Raw genomic sequence first — 19796 nt, 5'->3', positions numbered from 1 at the left:
ACGCTGGGGCTTCAATGCGCTATTTGCTGATGTTGCTGTTCTGCTTGCCCCTCATGGCGAGCGCCGTCGAATTCGACGAGTTTACCCAGAGCCTCCCTCTGGGCCGGTCACTGCAAGTGTTCGAAGATCCGGGCGGTCAGGCGAGCATTGCCGATGTCCGCGCGCAGGCTGCTGCCGGCCATTTCAAACCTAACGACAAAGCCACGCTCAATGCCGGGTACTCGCGTTCGGCGTTCTGGCTGAAAATCGACCTGCATTACCGTCCGAATAATCCGACCGCACAACGCACCTGGTTGCTGGAACTGGCTTATCCGCCACTCGACCATCTCGACCTGTATCTGCCCGATGCCAATGGCGACTACCGCCTGATGCGTCAGACCGGCGATGCGCTGCCGTTTGCCAGCCGCGAGATTCGTCAGAACAATTATCTGTTCGACCTTGCCTTCAAACCCGGCCAGCAACAAACCGTGTTCCTGCGCTTGGCCAGTGAAGGCTCGATCCAGGCGCCCGTGACATTGTGGTCGAGCACGGCGTACCTTGAAGACCAGCCTGTGCGCCTGTATGTGCTGGGCGTCATTTATGGTGTGTTGCTGGGGATGCTGGTCTACAACCTGTTCATCTACCTCAGCGTGCGCGACACCAGTTACCTCTATTACATCTTCTACATTGCCTCGTTCGGTCTTTATCAACTGTCGGTGAACGGCGCCGCAGTCGAGTATTTCTGGCCGAACAATCCGTGGTGGGCCAACGCTTCCACCCCCTTCTTTATCGGTTGCGCTGGCCTGTTCGGCAGCCAGTTCGCCCGCAGCTTCTTGCAGACCAAAAACCACAGTCGTTGGCTTGATCGCCTGCTGATCGCCCTGATCGCGTTCGGTGCATTGGTGGTCGGGTTGTCGCTGATGACCAGTTACGCCCTGGCCCTGCGGCTGGCGACGACCCTGGCGTTGACCTTTACCGTGGTGATTTTCGCGGCGGGGATTCTCGCCTGGTGGCGCGGCTTGCGCGTGGCGCGGTACTTCATCATTGCCTGGTCGGCGTTCCTGCTGGGCGGCGTCATCAATACGCTGATGGTGCTGGGCCTGCTGCCGAACGTCTTCCTGACCATGTACGCCAGCCAGATCGGCTCGGCCATCGAAGTGGCGCTGTTGTCACTGGCACTGGCGGATCGTATCAACGCCATGCGCGAGCAGCAGGCGCAAACGCTGTACGACGCCGGCCAGAAACTCGAAGTGCTGAACCAGCAACTGGCCCACAGCAACAAGCTCAAGGATGAATTCCTCGCGACCCTGACCCATGAACTGCGCACGCCGATGAACGGTGTGATCGGCTCGCTGGAACTGATGCAGACCGTCGACCTTGACCCGGAACTTGAGCAATACCAGCAGACCGCCGCCGGTTCTGCCCGGGACATGATGCGCATGGTCAACGGCATCCTTACCCTCACCGAATTGCAGGCCGGCAAGCTCAAGGCTACCCCTGGCAGTTTCAGCCTGCGCGGTGTGGTTGAAGCGCTGCGCGCGCAGTTCGACGGTAATGCGGCGAGCAAGTCGCTGGACTTCAAGGTCGACGTTCTGCCAACCCTGCCGGACCGCCTGCACGGTGACAGCGCGAAGCTCGCGCAGTGCCTGGAGTGCCTGCTGGACAACGCCATCAAGTTCACCCGCGTTGGCGGGCTGGCGCTGCGCGTGACCGGCAAACCGTTGAAGGACAATCGTCTGTCGCTATCGTTTGCGGTGATCGACACCGGCATTGGCTTCACCGATCTGGGCGAGGCGACCCTGTATCAGCGCTTTTTCCAGCTCGACGGCTCGATGACACGCGAATATGGCGGACTGGGCGTAGGTCTGGCGATCTGTCGGCAATTGGTCGAGTTGCTCGGCGGCAAGCTCACCCACCGTTCTGAACTCGGAAGTGGCAGTCGCTTCCAGTTGGATGTCGAGTTCGAGTTGCCGGTGGTCGAGCCTGCCCTTGCCCCCACGCCTTTGCGCGATTGCATCCGCGCACCCCAGGACTGCACGGTGTTGTTGGTGGATGACAACAGCGTCAATCAACTGGTGATGCGCGGCATGTTGCTCAAGCTCGGCTTTCGCGTGCGTGCGGCCGACAACGCTGCGGTGGCGCTGGACTGCTTGCAGCGTGAAACCTTCGAGGCGGTGCTGATCGATTGCCAACTGCCCACCCACGAAGGGGCGTCGCTGTGTTGCCAGATTCACGCCTTGCCGGGCTGCGCTCATCTGCCGGTATTCATGCTGGCGTTGAGCGCTGATCGAGAGCTTTGTGCCACGGACGCGCCGATCGATTACCTCAATAAACCGGTGAAATTCGAAGATCTGCAGTCGGCGCTGGAGCGACGGGTATTGTGCTGTTGACAGGGTAAAAGCGCCGCCAATTCGGCGGCTATGACACTTTGTTCGATGATGGGCCGGTGCTTAACTGGTTTCTCTGGCTGACCCCAAGGAGCCCCGTCATGAACCTGCATCAGTTCGCCGAAACCCACGAAGTCACCAATCAGCCACCGTCGCTGGACGGCACCAACCTCTACCGCATCGACCTGCCATTGCAGGAGTGGTCGCGGCGGTTCGGTGCTGGTTGGGCCGAGTCGCGGATCGATGCCTACGGTGAACTGGCCGGCGGCCCGTTGATGGAAGCCGGGTTCCTCGCCAATCAGAACAAACCGGTGTTCGCCAGCCATGACCGCTACGGTCATCGCATCGATCTGGTGGAATTCCATCCCGCCTATCACGAACTGATGCGTACCGCGATCGAACAGGGTCTGACTTCGTCGCCGTGGACTCATCCACAGGACGGCGCCCATGTCGCCCGCGCCTCGATGAGTTATCTGCACAGCCAGGCCGAGGCCGGCAGTGGTTGCCCGTTGACCATGACCTTCGCCAGTGTGCCGGCCCTGCGCTTGCAGCCCGATCTGGCCGAGCAATGGCTGCCGAAAATCCTCGCCACCGAATACGATCCGCGCAATGTCGGCATGGCGCACAAGGCCGGTGTCACCATCGGCATGGCCATGACCGAAAAACAGGGCGGCACCGATGTGCGGGCCAACACCACCAAGGCCTATCCGGTCGGCGCCAGTGGCCCGGGGCAGGCGTATGAACTGGTCGGGCACAAGTGGTTCTGCTCGGCACCGATGTGCGATGCGTTTCTCACGCTGGCGCAGACCGACAAGGGCTTGAGCTGTTTCCTGCTGCCGCGCCATCGCCCGGACGACACGCGCAATCAGTTCTATATCCAGCGCCTGAAAAACAAACTCGGCAATCAGTCCAATGCCTCCAGCGAAGTGGAATTTCGCGGCGCGTTGGCGTGGATGGTCGGCGAAGAAGGGCGTGGTGTGCCGACCATCATCGAAATGGTGGCGATGACGCGCTTTGATTGCATGGTCGGCTCCAGCGCCTTGATGCGTCAGGCCCTGACCCAAGCCAGCCATCACTGCGCGCACCGTAAGGTCGGCGGCAAGCTGCTCAGCGAGCAACCGTTGATGCTGAACGTGCTGGCCGATCTGGCCCTTGAAAGTGAAGCCGCACTGGCCTTGAGCCTGCGCATGGGCCAGGCGTTGGATCATCTGGACGATCGTCACGAAGCGCAATTCGCCCGGCTGGTGACGGCGGTGGGCAAATACTGGATCTGCAAACGCGCCCCGGCAATGATCAACGAGGCGGCTGAATGCATGGGCGGCGCGGGGTATGTCGAAGACAGCATCCTGCCGCGCCTGTACCGCGAGGCACCGGTCAACTCGACGTGGGAAGGCTCGGGCAACGTGCAGTGCCTCGACGTGCTGCGCGCCTTGTCGAAAGAGCCGGGCGTGCTGGATGTGTTGTTCCATGAATTGGGTGACGGCCACGGCGACAAACGCCTGGCCGCGCATATTCAGCAGTTGCAGGCGCAGTTCAAGGACACCGGGGATATTCAGTACCGGGCGCGGCAGTTGACCGAGGACATTGCGCTGGGGCTTCAGGCCAAGCTGTTGCTGGAGGCGGGGAATGCGGCGGTGAGCGATGCGTTTATTGCCAGTCGGTTGGGTGGCAATGGCAGGGTCTACGGCGCGCTACCGCGCGGCCTCGATGTCGAGGCCATCGTCGCCCGCTCGACCCCACAAGGTTTCTGAAACACTACAAATCCCACAGGGGATCTTCTTTGTTTGAAAGATTGAGGTACAGCTACAACGCCACTGTTCCCGTCACGCCACGATGCAGGCAAGATAAAGCTCTGCAAGTCAGAACACAGGAAGCTGATCGTGACCGAAGCGTTTATTGTTGTTCAAACCGCTGAACAAGCCGTGGATCGTCTGGCCGAGCTGCATGAGCGGGCCACTACTGCGCTGAATTCGGCGCTCAAGCGTTACCTCAAGGATCGCGTCGAGCCCGACGCCGAGCAGCGTGCTCTTTTTCGTTATCCCGAACTGCGTCTGACCTACCACTGCCATGGCGAAGTCCCGCAGACCACCCGCGCTTACGCCAAAGTACAGCTGCCGGGCACCTACAGCGTGACCGTCACCCACCCGGCGGCGTTTCGCAAATACCTGCTCGAACAACTGACGCCGTTGATGCACGATTTCACCGTGACCGTGGAAGTCGGCGCCAGTCAGCAAAATATTCCGTATCCATACGTGGTCGAGCAGGGCGATGAACTCGCCGGTTCCGGCGTGACGGCGGCAGTGCTGGCGCGGGTGTTCCCCAGTACCGACCTGTCGGCCGCCACCGATGGCATCGCCGACGGTCTCTACGATTGGGAAAACACCGACCCCCTGCCACTGGCATTGTTCGATGCGGCACGCGTCGACTTTTCGCTGCGTCGTTTGGTGCACTACACCGGCAGCGACTGGCGCCATGTGCAGCCGTGGATTCTGCTGACCAACTATCATCGCTACGTCGACCAGTTCATCGTCCATGGTCTGGAGCAGTTGCGCAGCGATCCGCGTTTCGTGCGCATGGTGCTGCCGGGCAACGTGATCATCGAGAAGAGCATGGATCACGGCGAAGCGTCGGCGATTGCCGCGGGTGTGGTCTGGCACCGTTATCAGATGCCGGCCTATCACCTGATCGCCAGTGATGGTCATGGTGTGACGCTGGTGAATATCGGCGTCGGTCCGTCCAATGCCAAGAACATCACTGACCACTTGGCCGTGTTGCGTCCGCATTGCTGGCTGATGATCGGTCACTGCGGCGGCCTGCGTCAGTCGCAAACCATTGGCGACTACGTGCTGGCTCACGCTTACATGCGTCGCGACGGGATTCTCGACCGGGTGGTGCCGCCGAACATTCCGATCCCGGCGCTGGCCGAAGTACAGCTCGCGCTTCAGCAGGCGGCAGCCAATATCACCGGTGAGAAAGGTGAAGAGCTGAAAAAGCGCCTGCGCACCGGCACCGTGCTGACTTACGACGACCGTAACTGGGAGTTGCGCTGGGCGCAGGAGCGTCCGCTGATCAACCTGTCCCGCGCCGTGGCGGTGGACATGGAAAGCGGCACCATCGCAGCGCAGGGTTATCGCCTGCGGGTGCCGTACGGCACGTTGTTGTGCGTGTCGGACAAACCGCTGCACAGCGAGATCAAACTGCCGGGCTCGGCCAACGCGTTCTACGAACGTGCGGTCAGCCAGCACTTGAAGATCGGCATCGAAGCGGTGGACCTGCTGCGCACCGAACTCAACTCGCTGCACTCGCGCAAACTGCGCAGCTTCGACGAACCGCCGTTCCGTTAACGGTTTGTCGTGGTCATTTGGCGGTCAGGGCACTAGCATTAGCAGCCCTGACCGTTAGATGTTCTTTTCGCCATGTCCCGTCCCCCGCGTCCACCTTCCCGCCGCCCTGGCGCGAAGCCTCAGTCTTCCTCCCCGCGCCGTATTGCCAAGGCGCCGCCGGCCGAGCCGAAGCTGATCCTGTTCAACAAACCCTTCGATGTGCTGACGCAGTTCAGCGATGAAGGAGGGCGGGCGACACTCAAGGATTTCATCGATGTGCCTGGCATCTATCCGGCCGGGCGCCTGGATCGTGACAGCGAAGGCTTGCTGCTGCTGACCAATGACGGGCAGTTGCAGGCGCGGATCGCCGACCCCAAGCACAAACTGGCCAAGACCTATTGGGTGCAAGTCGAGGGTGAGCCAAGTGCTGAGCAATTGCAGCGCCTGCGCGATGGGGTCGAACTGAATGACGGCCCGACCTTGCCCGCCGAAGCGCGGCAACTGGACGAACCTGCGTTGTGGCCACGCAACCCGCCCGTGCGCTTTCGCAAAAGCGTGCCCACGAGTTGGCTGGAGTTGGTGATTCGTGAAGGGCGCAACCGTCAGGTTCGGCGCATGACTGCGGCGGTAGGCTTGCCGACGTTGCGGCTGGTGCGGGTCAGGATTGGCGACTGGACGATCGAAGGGCTCGATCAAGGCCAGTGGAAGGAAGTGCCGGCGCGCTTATAGAGCGCCGGATTCGATCAGGCCGATCACCACGCTCTTGATGACGAATGCGGCCACGCCCAGGCCGAGCACGAAGAACAGAATGAATGAGCCGAAACGTCCGGCCTTGGACTTCTTCGCCAGATCCCAGACGATGAAACCCATGAAAATGATCAGGATGCTGACGAGGCCCGTCATCATCCATTCTTCGAGTAATGCTGGATCCATCGGTCATCTCCGGCGTGGGCACGGCTGAAAGGGCTTGGCGATTATACGCCGAGGGTGGCTGAAGCCGCATTGACCTGCGTCGGTGTGCCGCAGTCGTTGATGACCTGTACCGGCCTCTTCGCGAGCAAGCCCGCTCTCAGAGGGGAATGCATTCCAAAATGTGGGAGCGGGCCTGCTTGCGAAGACGATCTCAACTACGCAAATGAGTCAGCGGCAGCTCAGTGCTGTTCAAAACCTGGTTCAGCACAAAGCTGGAGCGCACACTGGTCACCCCTTCAATCCGTGTCAGGTGCCCCAGCAGCAGTTTCTGATAGTGATCCATGTCCGGCACCACCACCTTTAACTGATAGTCGGCATCCACGCCCGTCACCAGACTGCACTCCAGCACCTGCGGCAATGTGCGAATCGCCGCTTCGAAGTTCTCGAAACGCTCCGGCGTGTGCCGGTCCATGCCGATCAGTACATACGCGGTCAGACTCAGGCCGAGCATCTTGCGATCCAGCAGTGCGACCTGACGTGAGATATAGCCGTCGTCTTCCAGTTGCTTGACCCGGCGCGAGCAGGGCGACGGTGACAAACCGATACGTTCGGCCAGTTCCTGGTTGGAGATGCGGGCGTCGCGCTGCAATTCCGCCAAAATGCTCAGGTCGTAACGGTCGAGTTTGCTCATGAATCAGGCCTTTGTCATAACTATTGCGGTGGATTATCTATCCAGGGTTAAAAATTGCGCAAGTGATGTTTATTTCAGCAATCTTCGCAATCCTCTGTCGCCGACTCAGGCCTATTCTTATCACCAGAATCACTGCTCGGTAACACAGTCCACAGCGGCCCGCCTATCAGGCCCGCCGCGGCCGCCACCCCCCACCGGGGTTGTGCCGGCCCCCGAGCTGCACACTGTCCAGAAGACGGCGTGAGGTGAGCCGACGTCAAAAGCGTCGAGCCAGGACGAAGTTCTCTAGAAGGGAGGCCGACGGGTCTCCCTTTTTTCTTGCCTGCGATTTTTGCCTTCGCTCACGTGCTACTCAATAAATAAGTTTCGTGACTGATAACCTGTTGCAGAACCCGGTGTGTACATTCCCGGTCTTAGTTACACGTCCTGAACCCGCAGTGAGGAATAGCATGAAGTCGCGCATCTGGCGTCTGGCCGGTGTTGGTTTGCTGTGTGTGAGTGTCAGTGCGCAAGTGCTGGCCGATGACCCGGAAAGCCGCGGCCCCAATGGTGGTGGTCGCGGGCCGGATCATCAGGGCAATAATCAGGGGCATGGCGGCAACAATCAGCCGCGTCCGCAAAACCAGCTGCCGCAAAATCAACCACGGCCGCAGAACAACGAGATCATTCGTGGCGACAACAGTCGCCAGTTCGAACACAACGGCCAGCCGCACGACGATGGTCAGTGGCAGAAACACAATCGTGCGCAAAATCAGCCGAATCCGGTTCATCAGCCGTCGCCACCGCCAGGCAACAGCCTGCCGATCCAGCCACGTCCCGACACCGTGCGCCAGACTCAGGAGCCGCGTCAGGGCTACTACCGCGACGAGCGTCCGCAAAACGGCTACAACAACCCGCATTGGCAGACCGGCAACCGGCCCAACGACAATCGCTGGCCCGGACGTCCCGATGGGCATGGCAACGGTTGGGGGGCAGGCCCGCAGTACCGGCCGGGGCATGTGATTGACCGCTTCCCGGATCGCGACTATCGCGTGCCGTATCGAGGCCAGGATTACTTTTATTCCGGCGGCTACTGGTATCGCCCGCAGGGCCCACGTTACATCGTCGTGCAACCGCCGCGCGGGATCCGCATCCAGTATTTGCCGGATTACGCCCGTGAAGTATGGATCGGTGGCGCGCTGCTATTCCTCGCCGCCGGTTCTTACTACGCCTATCAGGAAGCGACGCAGGATTACGTGGTGGTCGAGCCGCCGGTTCAGCCGCCGCAGCCACAATCGCAAGGTTATGACGTCGAGGCGTATCCGGCTAACGGTCAGTCGCCGGAACAGGTCCAGCAGGATGGCTATCAGTGCTATCAGTACGCGGTGCAGCAAAGCGGTTTCGATCCGCGCACCGCGACTTATCAACCGGCGCCCGAGGTGGTGCAGGCTTACCGTCAGGCGCAGGGCAACTGCCTGAGCAGTCGCGGTTACCAGGTGTCTTACTGAATCCGGGTTTGCACCCGTTCAGTCTTGACCACCTCCTGCGGGTCGGCGTGCACCAGCACTTCGGCCCTTGGGTAGGCTTTGTGAATCGCATCCGCCGCTTGATCGCTGATGCTGTGAGCGACTGACAGGGTCAATTCCCCCGGCAATTCCAGGTGCAACTGCACGAACCAGTGGTGGCCGGAAATCCGCGTGCGCAAGTCATGCGCGCCCAACACCCCCGGCACGCTGCAGGCCAGGTCGAGCATGTGCTGGCTGACATCTGTCGGCAGTTCTTCGTCCATCAACACCGAAAAACTTTCCCGTCCGATCTGGATCGCGCTCCACAAGATGTAAGCCGCAATCCCGAGGCCAAACCACGCGTCGAGTTGAGAAAATCCCAAACCGGCCAGCACCAGCGCAAGCAGGATGCTGCCGTTGAGCAATAGATCTGAGCGGTAATGCAACGAGTCGGCGCGCACGGCGTTGGAGCCGGTCTGCTTGATCACCCGATGCTGCAAAATCAGCAAGGCGACCGTCAGCACCAGGGAGAAAATGATCACGCCAATGCTGATCCACGGCGCCCCAAGCGGTTCCGGCTGCTTGATGCGTTCATAGGCTTGGAAGGCAATCAATACCGCACTGCCACCGATGAACAATGCCTGCGCCATGCCGGCCAGTGATTCGGCCTTGCCGTGGCCGTAACGGTGGTCGTCATCCGCCGGGCGTAATGCGTAATGCACCGCCAGCAAATTAATTGACGAAGCAATGCCATCGAGTGCCGAGTCGGTGAGGCCAGCGAGCATGCTCACCGAGCCGCTCAGCCACCAGGCGATGGCTTTGGCGATGATCAGCGTACAAGCCACCGCCACCGAGGCGCGGGTCGCCAGCCGCAGCAGGCGGGCGTGTTCGGGACTGGATGTCATGGTGCAGTTATTCCTTATGCGGCAGGTTGCAGGCCAAACATCGCCAGTTGTTGCGTGCTGCCTCTGTGCTGGATCAGGCGTGGGTCATCCAGAGCCTTGTTTATTTCAACGGCAGCACTGCCCAACTCGCTTTGGAGAATAGCCTGCAACTTGTGGTTATCGACCTGGCCGTCCGGGCCGATGGCTTGCTTGAGCTTGGCCGGGTCGATCTGCGCGGTGTGGCCCGGTTCGAAATAGATCGCCCCGGTGGCGAAGTCGACGGCAAACGCGATCAGCCCGGGAATGACGTAGAACAGCAGGCCCACGGCGTCGAGCACGGCAATCGCCGGATCGATCTTGCCGTCGATCTGGCCGCGACGATCGGGGTAGAAAATCGAACCGCACGCGGTGATTTGAGTGAGCAGGGTGGCGACCAGTACACCGCCGATCAGGCGAAAAGGTAAACGCATGGGATATCTCCTGAGTCATTTGTAAACGAAGCGTCGTCGAGTGAAGTTAAGACCCTGACAAACGCCCGGCAGTTCGCCGTTATACTCGCGCCTCTGTTTGGGAGCCAGCATGATTTCTTTGCCGATCGACGAAGTTTTACCCGCATTGCGTGACGCGTTGGCGACACGCCACGAAGCGGTGCTCGAAGCGCCGCCCGGCGCCGGTAAAACCACCCGCGTGCCGTTGGCCTTGCTCAACGAAGCGTGGCTGAGCGGGCAAACCATTCTGATGCTTGAGCCGCGCCGCTTGGCCGCGCGCGCCGCTGCTGAGCGATTGGCCAGCGAACTGGGCGAGAAGGTCGGTGAAACCGTCGGTTATCGCATCCGCCTCGACAGCAAGGTCGGCCCGAACACACGCATTGAAGTGGTCACTGAAGGCATTCTCACTCGCCGCTTGCAGGACGACCCTGCGCTGGAAGGCGTGGGTCTGCTGATTTTCGATGAATTTCACGAGCGCAGCCTCGACGCCGATCTGGCGCTGGCCCTGAGTTTGAACGGTCGTGAGCTGTTTCGAGCTGAACAGCCGCTGAAAATTTTGCTGATGTCGGCCACGCTGGAAGGCGAGCGTCTGGCCGGGTTGCTCGACGACGCACCGATCCTGCGCAGTGAAGGGCGCATGTATCCAGTGACGATGCGCTGGGGGCGGCCGTTTCAGCCCGGCGAATACATCGATCAGCGCGTGACGCAGACCGTGCTCGAAGCCCTTAACGATGAAACCGGCAGCCTGTTGGTGTTCCTCCCGGGGCAGGCGGAAATTCGCCGTGTGCATCAGCAATTGAGCGATGCCATTGGCGAGCGCCAAGACGTCTTGCTCTGCCCGCTGCACGGCGAACTTGACCTCAATGCCCAACGCGCCGCCATCGATCCGGCGCCGGCCGGGCAGCGCAAAGTGGTGCTGGCGACCAACATCGCCGAGACCAGTCTGACCATCAACGGCGTGCGCGTGGTGATCGACGCCGGGTTGGCGCGGGTGCCGCGTTTCGATCCGGGCAGCGGCATGACGCGGCTCGACACTCAGCGCATCTCCAAGGCCAGCGCCACGCAGCGTGCGGGTCGGGCGGGACGCTTGGAGTCGGGTGTTTGTTATCGGTTGTGGTCGCAGGATCAGCACGAACAACTGGCGGCATACGGCAGCGCGGAAATTCTCTCGGCGGATCTGGCCAGCCTGGCGCTGCAACTCGGGCGCTGGGGCGTTACGCCGGGCGAACTGGTCTGGCTCGACGTGCCACCGGCGGCGGCTTATGCACAGGCGCAGGATCTGCTGCAGCGACTCGGCGCTTTGGAAGGGGAGGCTCTGACTTCGCACGGTCAGGCCATGGCCGAGTTGCCGGCGCATCCGCGTATCGGCCATTTGTTGCTGCGCGGGCAAGCGTTGGGCCTGGCAAACATGGCCTGCGATGTCGCCGCGTTGCTTGGCGAGCGCGATATCTTGCGCGGTGCCGGGGCGGATCTGCACAGCCGCTTGGTGCTGCTGTCCGGCGAAGAACGTGCGGCTCGTGGCGCTCAGGGCGGTGTGCAACGCGCCCGGCAACTGGCGCGGCAGTATCGCGGTTATTTGCGCGGCAAGGCGAGCGAGCCGGTCAGCGACCCTGATCACCCACGCTGGCTTGGCGCACTGCTGGCCTTGGCCTACCCGGATCGCGTCGCCCAACAACGACGTGCCGGTGGCGCCGAATACCGCTTGGCCAACGGTCGCGCCGCGCTGTTCGCCGAAGCGGACAGCCTGATGAAAGAGCCGTGGATTGTCATTGCCGACCTCGGCAGCCGTCAGGGCCAGCGCGAGGAACGGATTTATCTGGCAGCGGATTTCGATCCGGCGCTGTTCGACTCAGTGCTCGCCGAGCAAGTGCGCAACGTCGATCAACTCGACTGGGACGAGCGCGAAGGCGTACTGCGCGCCGAGCGTCAGCGCAAGGTCGGCGAGTTGATCCTCAACCGCGAACCGCTAACCGGTCTCGATGAAGCCGCCCGCAGTCAGGCGCTGGTCAATCTGGTGCGACGCAAGGGGCTGGAACTGCTGCCGTGGACACCGGAGCTGCGCCAGTGGCAGGCTCGTGTTGCGTTGTTACGGCAACTTGATCTGAACACTCAGGACGAAAGCCAATGGCCGGATGTCAGCGACGCGATGCTGTTGAAAACTCTTGAAGACTGGCTGATGCCGTATCTGGGCAAGGTCTCGCGGCTCAGTCATTTTGCCAACCTCGATCTGTCCAACATCGTCCGCAATCTACTGCCATGGCCGCTGCCGCAACGACTCGATGAGCAGGCGCCGCATCACATCAGCGTGCCGTCAGGGTCATCGATTCGTCTGGATTACAGCGAACATCCGCCAATTCTGGCGGTGCGTTTGCAGGAGCTGTTCGGCTTGGCCGAGACGCCAAGGATTGCCGGCGGGCGGCAGGTGGTCAAGCTGCACCTGTTATCGCCCGCGCGGCGACCGGTGCAGGTGACGCAGGATCTGGCCAATTTCTGGCGCAGCACGTATGCCGAGGTCAAGAAGGATTTGAAAGGTCGGTATCCCAAGCATTATTGGCCAGATGATCCGTTGGTGGCTGAAGCCACGGCACGGGCGAAGCCGCGGGGGACCTGATCCGCGGCTGTGCCAATGCAAGGCGCCGAATCAGGGGCTAAAAGCGGCCCTTGACGAATTCACGTCTCCCCGGCCCCATACTCACTCCCTGGCGATTCATATTGAAGTGCGCGCAGGGCGCGCAAGCATCGCATTGAAAATACGCTGCCCATAGAGGCCAACGGCCAGGCCGACCACGATCAGCATCACCGTCAGCACCTTGCTCGCTGGCACGCTCTCGTGGAAGATCAGCACCGAACCGAGCATGCCGAAAATCGGCACCAGCAACGACAGTGGCGCGACGGTCGAAACCGGGTAGGTCTTGAGCAGCGAGTTCCAGATCCAGTAGGCGAACAGTGTGTTCGGGTAGACCTGAAACAGGATCGACAGCACGGCGGTCGTATCGACCTGATTGACGAACGAGGTGAAGCCGGCGCTGCCGTTCACCGTGTAATCGAGAGCGAACAACGGGATCGGTGCAAAGGCGCTGGACCAGACCAGAAACCCGAAGACTTCCTGGGTGCTGGCCTTCTTGTTGATGATGTTGGCGACACTCCATGACACCGCGCCCACCAGCACCAGCAGCACGCCGGGCAGACTGACCGAGCCATCGCTGATCATGATGATGCACAACAATCCGCCAAGTGCGATCAGCATGCCCAGTACCTGAAATCGGGTCAGCGCTTCCTTGAACACCCAGCCGCCCAACAGAATCGTGAAAAACGCGCTCAATTGCAGCACCAGCGAAGCGATGCCCGCCGAAAGCCCGGCCTTGATACCCAGGTTGACGATGCCCCACAAGCCGATGCCGAACACCAGTCCGTAACCGATGATGTAGCGCCATGGCACATTCGGTTTGCGGATGAAAAAGATCGCCGGTAATGCACAAAGGCTGAAGCGGATACCCGCCAGAATAAAAGGATCTACGGTCGCCAATCCCAGCTTGATGACCGAGAAGTTGACCCCCCAGATTGCGGTGATCAGTACAGCCAATACGACGTGCAGTGGTTTCATTACAGGTACGCCTTCAGGTAGTCAGACAATTACGGGAGGTCAGCTCCAGAGATAACCAGTACAACAGCGCTATCCCACTGAAGGCCGCGCCCAGCAGGCAAACCGCGCCCCAGCCAAAATGGGCGTAAGTGTAGGTGGCCGTAATAGCGCCGATGCCGCTGCCCACGGAGTAGAAGCACATGTAGGCACCCACCAGTCGGCTTTGCGCGTCGGGCCGCGCGGCGAAGATCAGGCTTTGGTTGGTCACATGCACCGCTTGCACGGCAAAGTCGAGCAGTACCACACCTACGACCATCGCCAGCAATGAGCTTTCAACAAGCGCGGTGGGCAGCCAGGACAGGGTCAATAGCACCAGCGCAATCCCTGTCGTGCGATTGCCCAGGCCCTGATCGGCCAGTCGCCCGGCCCTTGCGGCGGCCAGCGCGCCCGCTACCCCGGCCAGACCGAACAAGCCTGTCTGGGTGTGCGACAGCGACAGTGGCGGTGCGCTTAGCGGCAATACCATGGCGGTCCACAGCACGCTGAATGCAGCGAATATCAGCAGGGCAAAGGTGCCCCTGACGCGTAGCGTCCGTTCGGTGAGATACAGCTGGAACACTGAGCGCAACAACTGCACGTAACTGTCTTTGGCCGGTGGCGTGGTCGATGTCGGCAGCGTGCGGTACAGCACCAGCGCCATGCCGATCATCAAGGCTGCCGAGACGAAGTAGACGCCCCGCCATCCGGCCAGATCGGCCACCGCGCCAGACACAAAGCGCGCCAGCAGAATGCCCAACACTACGCCACTGGTCACCGTGCCAATCGCTTCACCACGTTGCTCGGGGCTGGCGAGTGTCGCCACGTAGGCGACCACCACCTGCACGACCACTGCCATCAGGCCGACCAGCACCATTGCGCCGAGTAACATGCCCCAACTCTGCGCCAGCCCAACCGCACACAACGACACGGCCGACAGCAGCATCTGCGTCAGAATCAGTCGTTTGCGATTGAGCAGGTCGCCCAGCGGAACGATGAACAACAGGCCGGCGGCATAACCGGCCTGAGTCGCCGTGACCACTACACCAATAGTGTCGGGCGACACTGACAGGCTGGCGCCCATCGACTCCAGCAGCGGTTGTGCGTAGTAGACATTGGCCACGGCCATGGCGCAGGTAATCGCGAAGAGAAACGTCTGTTGACGACTTAAACCACGGGCAGTTGTGCGTCCATCAGGGGCTGGAGCAGTAACGGCTTCGGCTGTCTTTTCGGCGTTGACGTCGCTTTTCGAGAGCTTTAGGGAGTTCAACGTCATCATTCCATCCTTGGGAATAACAGGTTTCAAAACAAAACCGATGCGTTGATTTTTATCGAAACGGGTTTTAATCTGCAACTGGTTTTTCATGCAATATTTTCTTCTGCCGTTAGAACTGTTCTAACGCGCACGATCTCGCAAAAATTGGAGGCTCATGGCCAGACAGTTGCTACTGGCACAAAGCGAATGCCCGGTGGCCCGCACGCTTGAGGCTATTGGCGATCGTTGGGTGTTGATGATCATCCGCGACGCTTTCGATGACGTACGTCGCTTCAGTGAATTCCAGAAACGTCTGGGCCTGGCTAAAAATATCCTCTCGGCGAAGCTCAAGAGGTTGGTCGAACTGGGCGTGTTTGAGGTGCAGCCGGCATCCGATGGCACCGCTTACAAAGAGTACGTGCTGACCGAGATGGGACGTTCGGTGTTCCCCATCGTGATCAGCATGCGCCAGTGGGGCGAGGACTTCCTGTTCAGCAAGGGCGAGAGTTATTCGGTGTTGCTGGACAACGAGCACTCGGAGCCGGTCGAGACCATTACGGTGCGCTCCAAAGCTGGCGAGTTGCTGGGCCCGGCGGATTGCCATCGGCGTGTGGTCAAGCGCCGCAGCTGATTGTGGTCATGCTGCGTTTTTAAGGCGCGGCCGGCAGCAGGAACCGCGCAATCACCGGCAAATGATCGGAAATGCGCAGCGTGTCGTCCTGACGCACCATCGCTTCCACCCGTTTGATCTTCGGGCTGTAGAACAGATAGTCGACCGTGCGATCCGGGCCGTTGAGGCCGGGGTCGTTGGGGTAGTGGGTCAGCCATTGCGCGCGGTCGATGCCGCTGGCTTCGTTGTTGGTCGGGATCATCGGGTATTTGTCCCACAGCAGATGCAACTCGCTGTCGGCGGAGTAGGGCGTGCGCTGCTCGGCGGGCAAACGGCGATATTGGCCGAGCGGCAACAGGTTGAAGTCGCCACCGATCAGCCACGGCAGGCCCTGACTTTCATACTTGTCGAGCACCTTGGCCACGGCCGTCACTTGCGCATGCAACGTGTCGTCCGGTCGGTGGGCGCGTTCCAGATGAGTATTGAATACGGTCAGTTGCCCGCCATCGCTGAGCGGCAGTTTGGTCGCGAGAAGGGCGTCTTTGGGCTGGAACTGGCGGCTGATGAAGTTGCTTGGGGCCACCGGTAATTGCAGGCGTTCGGCATGTTCGATGCGATAGCGGCTCAGCGTCGCCAGTTGCCGGCCAACGCTGCCATAGATATGGGGCTCAGGGACAAAATCGGCTTTCCAGTCAAAAGCGCTGGCGCTGCACGGGTACAGATCGGCGACCCGCTCCTGCAACAACTTGAGTTGATCCTGATAGTCGCTGGCCTTGGCGCCGTCATCGAGTTCCTGCAACAGCACCAGATCGGGTTGTTCGTCGCGGATTACCCGCGCCACTTCATCGAGGCTGAAGGCCATGTCCTCCAGCGTCGGCGCTTCGTCGTTACCCTGGGCCAGGTCATTCCAGAACACATAACGCTTGCCGGCCAGATACTGCACGTTCCAGGTCATGACTTTCAGCGCTTGCCCGGGCACCAGCATGGGCGGTGTGCCTGTGCAACTGACCGGCAGGGTCTCGCGGGCGTCGGGGCGCCAGGTCAGGCCGAAAATCAGCCCGCCGATCAAGATGACGGCGAGCAGAGCGAGCAACAGGGTGTAGCGCAGTAGACGGGTCATGGCTCGGCTTATAGCGTTACAGAAAGTGGCCCCGAGCATACCTGACGGCGGTCTCGAAGCCCAATCGCAGAGCGCTCAGACCGCGCCGTCACGTTTTTCAGGGAGTTGGCTGATCAGCATGAACAGGCGGAACAGCACCACGCTGGTGAACAGTTGCAGGAAGCTGTGGCCACTGTCGATCAGCACCGACACTATCGGGTTCTGCGGCTCAGGGTATACCGCCAGCGTCGCCCCCTTAAGCAACCACAAAGGCGTCATCACACACAGAATGCACAGCAGAATCCGCCAGAAATGCCCTCGGCTCAGCCGCAGGCTTTCCTTCATGGCGTGCAATGGATTAAGGCCGCGCAGCACCAACAGGTATTCGCCGAACGCCAGCATCACCATCAAAATCAGGCCCGGCAGGAAATACAGCGAAAGGCCCAGCAGAATCAGCAACGTGTTGAGCGCGGTGAGCAGGGCGAAACGCGGCCACAACCGCGCAGACATCGCCAGCAGATCAAGGGTGCGCGGGGCTTCGCCACGGGTGCGGGCGTCGAGAAACAGGATTAATGCGGCGGTGTACAACGGATAGACCAGCAAGCCGACGATCACACTGACGGACGAGAAACTTTCTGGGTCGCTGGCGTGATCCACCACTTGTTGCAGCAGCGCTTCGACGATCACCAGCGGCAGGCACAACTGCACGATGCTGGCCAAATGGCGTTTGAAAAAGAACAGAGAGTCGCGCAGCACTTCGAAGGCATTCATCAGTCGGTATCGCAGGTCGAAAACAGTGGCTCACTTTAACCGATGATGCGCGAGCCCACACAAACGTAAACATTCGGTAAAGGTCATTGAAAGGTTTTGTCGCGGCCTCCATTACGTACGAGCACCTTGTCCAAAAGTGGGCGAGGGCCATGTTATCCCCGGCAATCTAAGAGGTCGCCATGAACAGCGAAGAGCAAACCCTGATCGATGGACTGTTTTCCCGGCTGCAACAGGCCGAAACGGAGGCAGCCCCGCGCGACGCCCAGGCCGAGACGCGGATCAAGGAACACCTGACGCGCCAACCGGCGGCAGGTTATTTCATGACCCAGGCGATTCTGGTTCAAGAGGCGGCGCTCAAAAGCCTGGATGAGCAGAACAAGCAACTGACCCGGCAAGTCCAGCAGTTGCAGGCCGAACTGCAAGCGGCCAAAGCGCAGAGTGCAGCGCCGGCGCCGAGCAGTGGTGGCGGTTTCCTGTCGAGCATCTTTGGTGGCAGCCCGCGTCCGGCACCGACCCCGAGTGCTGCTCCGGCGTCCACGGGTGGCTGGCGCGAGCCTGCACCACAGCAGAACGTTGGCGCTCCACCTGCGCAACAGGGTTTTGCTGCGCCACCGCCCAATTATGCGCAACAAGCCGCACCGGCGGCCGGCAGCAGCTTTCTCGGCGGCGCCTTGAAAACCGCGGCCGGTGTAGCCGGTGGCGTGATGCTGGCGCAGGGAATCAGCAGCCTGTTCCACCACAATCAGCAGCCGCAAGAGATTGTTGAGGTGATCAAGGAAGAGCCGGCTCAAGTCGCCGACCAGAGCAACAACGGCTGGGGTGACGATCAGCGCATGGCCGGAAACGATTCCTACGGCAATGACCAGGGCGGATTGACCGACACCGACTACAGCGATGACAACTCATCGTTCTTCGATGACGACGATTCCTTCGTCTGATTCACCATTCGTCCGGAGCCTGTAAGGGCTCCGGGCCGATTATTCGCGGAACGTTCCTATTGGCTGGCATACTGAGCGCCTTTTTCGGGCCTGGCGCCTGATCCCGCTTCGTGCGCTTGCGCGCTCACAGGAACTCCGGTGAAAAAAATCGCAGTGTTCGCCGATGTGCAGAACCTCTACTACACCGTGCGTCAGGCCTATGGTTGCCACTTCAACTATGCGGCGCTGTGGGCGGACATCAGCAAGGATGGGCAGATCGTCGAAGCTTACGCCTACGCCATCGACCGTGGCGACAGCAAACAGCAGCAGTTCCAGCAGATCCTGCGCAACCTCGGCTTCATCGTGAAGCTCAAGCCCTACATCCAGCGCAGCGACGGCTCGGCCAAGGGCGACTGGGACGTGGGCATCACCCTCGACATCATGGACGCCGCCGACCACGTCGACGAAATCGTTCTGGCCTCCGGTGATGGCGACTTCGACATGCTGCTCGAACGCATCATCAACAAGCACGGCGTGCAAGCGGTGGCCTACGGTGTCCCGGGCCTGACCGCCAACTCGCTGATCCGCGCCGCCAGCCGTTACGTGCCGATCGAGGGCGCGCTGCTTCTGAAGAATTGAGCGGCTACTGAAGAATTGATTTGGACGGAGTACAACAAGGTTTGGAACGCATTGCAGTCATCGACTTTGAAACCACCGGCCTCTCGCCGAACAGCAACTGCCGCGCCACGGAAATCGCCGTGGTCATGCTGGAGAACGGCCGCATCGTCGAGCGCTACCAAAGCCTGATGAACGCCGGCGTACGCGTCCCGGCCTTCATCGAACAACTGACCGGCATTAGCAACGCCATGCTGCGCACCGCGCCCTCGGCCGAGCGGGTGATGGAAGAGGTCAACGAGTTTGTCGGCTGCACGCCACTGGTCGCACACAACGCCTCGTTCGACCAGAAGTTCTGGGATTTCGAACTGGGGCGGATCAAACGCACGCGCTTGCAGAACTTCGCCTGCTCGCTATTGCTCGCCCGCCGACTGATGCCGGCCGCGCCGAATCACAAACTTGGCACCCTCACCACATTCGCCCGCCTGCCGCACACGGGTCAGGCTCACCGGGCGATGGCGGATGCGGAGATGGCGGCGAACCTGATGGCGCATCTGGCGGGTGAGTTGCGTGACAAGCACGGCTTGCGCGAGCTCTCTCACGACCTGCTGTGCAAGTTGCAGAAAGTGCCAGCGGCGAAAGTGAGCGAGCATCTCCAGCGCTATCGCTGATGTTCAGGTCAACAGATAAGCCCGCTCCCACATTGGATCTCTGCTGGCGTCAGGTCTGTTTGCCGTTGTTTTCGATATAGCCGAGCGGCAC

18 protein-coding genes are annotated in these 19796 nt (G+C 60.7%); 10 read left to right on the top strand and 8 right to left on the bottom strand.

Features of this window, described 5'->3' with window-relative positions:
* Nucleotides 1-14 precede the first annotated feature (14 nt).
* The 4 genes from ACIOU6_RS06900 to ACIOU6_RS06885 all read left to right on the top strand — a co-directional run bounded on the left by ACIOU6_RS06900 (nucleotide 15) and on the right by ACIOU6_RS06885 (nucleotide 6418).
* Entirely contained in the window at nucleotides 15-2369 is a 2355-nt protein-coding gene (locus ACIOU6_RS06900; protein WP_401134918.1) for a 7TM diverse intracellular signaling domain-containing protein, read from the top strand.
* Between the two features lie 98 nt (nucleotides 2370-2467).
* Entirely contained in the window at nucleotides 2468-4117 is a 1650-nt protein-coding gene (locus ACIOU6_RS06895) for an acyl-CoA dehydrogenase family protein (protein WP_401134915.1), read from the top strand.
* A 129-nt stretch (nucleotides 4118-4246) separates the two neighbouring features.
* Complete coding sequence (gene amn / locus ACIOU6_RS06890; protein ID WP_221730169.1) at nucleotides 4247-5710, top strand: AMP nucleosidase; 1464 nt, start codon at nucleotides 4247-4249, stop codon at nucleotides 5708-5710.
* Nucleotides 5711-5851: 141 nt separating this feature from the next.
* Nucleotides 5852-6418: a pseudouridine synthase gene (locus ACIOU6_RS06885; RefSeq protein WP_221730278.1), complete on the top strand. Its 567-nt coding sequence runs from the start codon at nucleotides 5852-5854 to the stop codon at nucleotides 6416-6418.
* Here the strand turns inward: ACIOU6_RS06885 and ACIOU6_RS06880 are convergent.
* Nucleotides 6413-6622, bottom strand: coding sequence for a DUF2788 domain-containing protein (locus tag ACIOU6_RS06880; RefSeq protein ID WP_221730168.1), 210 nt, complete (start codon nucleotides 6620-6622; stop codon nucleotides 6413-6415). The two genes, ACIOU6_RS06885 and ACIOU6_RS06880, sit on opposite strands and share 6 nt — an antisense overlap.
* A gap of 190 nt (nucleotides 6623-6812) precedes the next feature.
* On the bottom strand, nucleotides 6813-7292 hold the full coding sequence (locus ACIOU6_RS06875; RefSeq protein WP_007909658.1) for an Lrp/AsnC family transcriptional regulator: 480 nt from the start codon (nucleotides 7290-7292) through the stop codon (nucleotides 6813-6815).
* A gap of 449 nt (nucleotides 7293-7741) precedes the next feature.
* On the opposite strand from ACIOU6_RS06875, the gene ACIOU6_RS06870 reads away from it, so the two are divergent.
* Entirely contained in the window at nucleotides 7742-8779 is a 1038-nt protein-coding gene (locus ACIOU6_RS06870; RefSeq protein WP_401134911.1) for a DUF6515 family protein, read from the top strand.
* Here the strand turns inward: ACIOU6_RS06870 and ACIOU6_RS06865 are convergent.
* Both ACIOU6_RS06865 and ACIOU6_RS06860 read right to left on the bottom strand, forming a co-directional pair.
* Entirely contained in the window at nucleotides 8773-9681 is a 909-nt protein-coding gene (locus ACIOU6_RS06865) for a cation diffusion facilitator family transporter (RefSeq protein WP_221730166.1), read from the bottom strand. The two genes, ACIOU6_RS06870 and ACIOU6_RS06865, sit on opposite strands and share 7 nt — an antisense overlap.
* Nucleotides 9682-9695: 14 nt before the next feature.
* The gene (locus ACIOU6_RS06860) at nucleotides 9696-10130 is read right to left on the bottom strand and encodes a polyribonucleotide nucleotidyltransferase (protein WP_339431370.1); all 435 of its coding nucleotides are present in this window, start codon (nucleotides 10128-10130) and stop codon (nucleotides 9696-9698) included.
* 109 nt (nucleotides 10131-10239) lie between these two features.
* Between ACIOU6_RS06860 and hrpB the strand changes: the two genes are divergently transcribed.
* The gene (gene hrpB, locus ACIOU6_RS06855) at nucleotides 10240-12759 is read left to right on the top strand and encodes an ATP-dependent helicase HrpB (RefSeq protein WP_401134908.1); all 2520 of its coding nucleotides are present in this window, start codon (nucleotides 10240-10242) and stop codon (nucleotides 12757-12759) included.
* Between the two features lie 96 nt (nucleotides 12760-12855).
* On the opposite strand, the gene ACIOU6_RS06850 is transcribed toward hrpB, so the two are convergent.
* Nucleotides 12856-13752 carry an EamA family transporter gene (locus ACIOU6_RS06850; protein ID WP_221730163.1) on the bottom strand — a complete coding sequence of 299 codons (897 nt, stop codon included), beginning with the start codon at nucleotides 13750-13752 and terminating at the stop codon, nucleotides 12856-12858.
* A gap of 13 nt (nucleotides 13753-13765) precedes the next feature.
* On the bottom strand, nucleotides 13766-15043 hold the full coding sequence (locus ACIOU6_RS06845) for an MFS transporter (protein WP_401134906.1): 1278 nt from the start codon (nucleotides 15041-15043) through the stop codon (nucleotides 13766-13768).
* Nucleotides 15044-15197: 154 nt separating this feature from the next.
* Here ACIOU6_RS06845 and ACIOU6_RS06840 point away from each other — a divergent pair, with 154 nt between their 5' ends.
* Nucleotides 15198-15653 (top strand): helix-turn-helix domain-containing protein, encoded by a 456-nt coding sequence (locus ACIOU6_RS06840; RefSeq protein ID WP_221730162.1) that lies wholly within the window; start codon nucleotides 15198-15200, stop codon nucleotides 15651-15653.
* Between the two features lie 19 nt (nucleotides 15654-15672).
* Here ACIOU6_RS06840 and ACIOU6_RS06835 read toward each other — a convergent pair whose 3' ends face one another.
* Together ACIOU6_RS06835 and ACIOU6_RS06830 are read right to left on the bottom strand one after the other, a co-directional pair.
* Entirely contained in the window at nucleotides 15673-16752 is a 1080-nt protein-coding gene (locus ACIOU6_RS06835; RefSeq protein ID WP_221730161.1) for an endonuclease/exonuclease/phosphatase family protein, read from the bottom strand.
* 75 nt (nucleotides 16753-16827) lie between these two features.
* Nucleotides 16828-17502 carry a YciC family protein gene (locus ACIOU6_RS06830; protein WP_401134902.1) on the bottom strand — a complete coding sequence of 225 codons (675 nt, stop codon included), beginning with the start codon at nucleotides 17500-17502 and terminating at the stop codon, nucleotides 16828-16830.
* 179 nt (nucleotides 17503-17681) lie between these two features.
* On the opposite strand from ACIOU6_RS06830, the gene ACIOU6_RS06825 reads away from it, so the two are divergent.
* From ACIOU6_RS06825 to ACIOU6_RS06815, 3 genes are all read left to right on the top strand, one after another.
* Nucleotides 17682-18440, top strand: coding sequence for a DUF2076 domain-containing protein (locus tag ACIOU6_RS06825; protein WP_401134899.1), 759 nt, complete (start codon nucleotides 17682-17684; stop codon nucleotides 18438-18440).
* 138 nt (nucleotides 18441-18578) lie between these two features.
* Nucleotides 18579-19058, top strand: coding sequence for an NYN domain-containing protein (locus tag ACIOU6_RS06820; RefSeq protein WP_221730158.1), 480 nt, complete (start codon nucleotides 18579-18581; stop codon nucleotides 19056-19058).
* Nucleotides 19059-19099: 41 nt separating this feature from the next.
* Nucleotides 19100-19705 carry a PolC-type DNA polymerase III gene (locus ACIOU6_RS06815; protein ID WP_221730157.1) on the top strand — a complete coding sequence of 202 codons (606 nt, stop codon included), beginning with the start codon at nucleotides 19100-19102 and terminating at the stop codon, nucleotides 19703-19705.
* Nucleotides 19706-19796: the final 91 nt, after the last annotated feature.

It is taken from the genome of Pseudomonas sp. NPDC087615 (genome assembly GCF_044743445.1).
Lineage (GTDB): Bacteria > Pseudomonadota > Gammaproteobacteria > Pseudomonadales > Pseudomonadaceae > Aquipseudomonas > Aquipseudomonas baetica_A.
The sequence above is the reverse complement of the archived record's forward strand: the minus strand, read 5'-3'. Positions and strand labels throughout refer to the sequence as shown.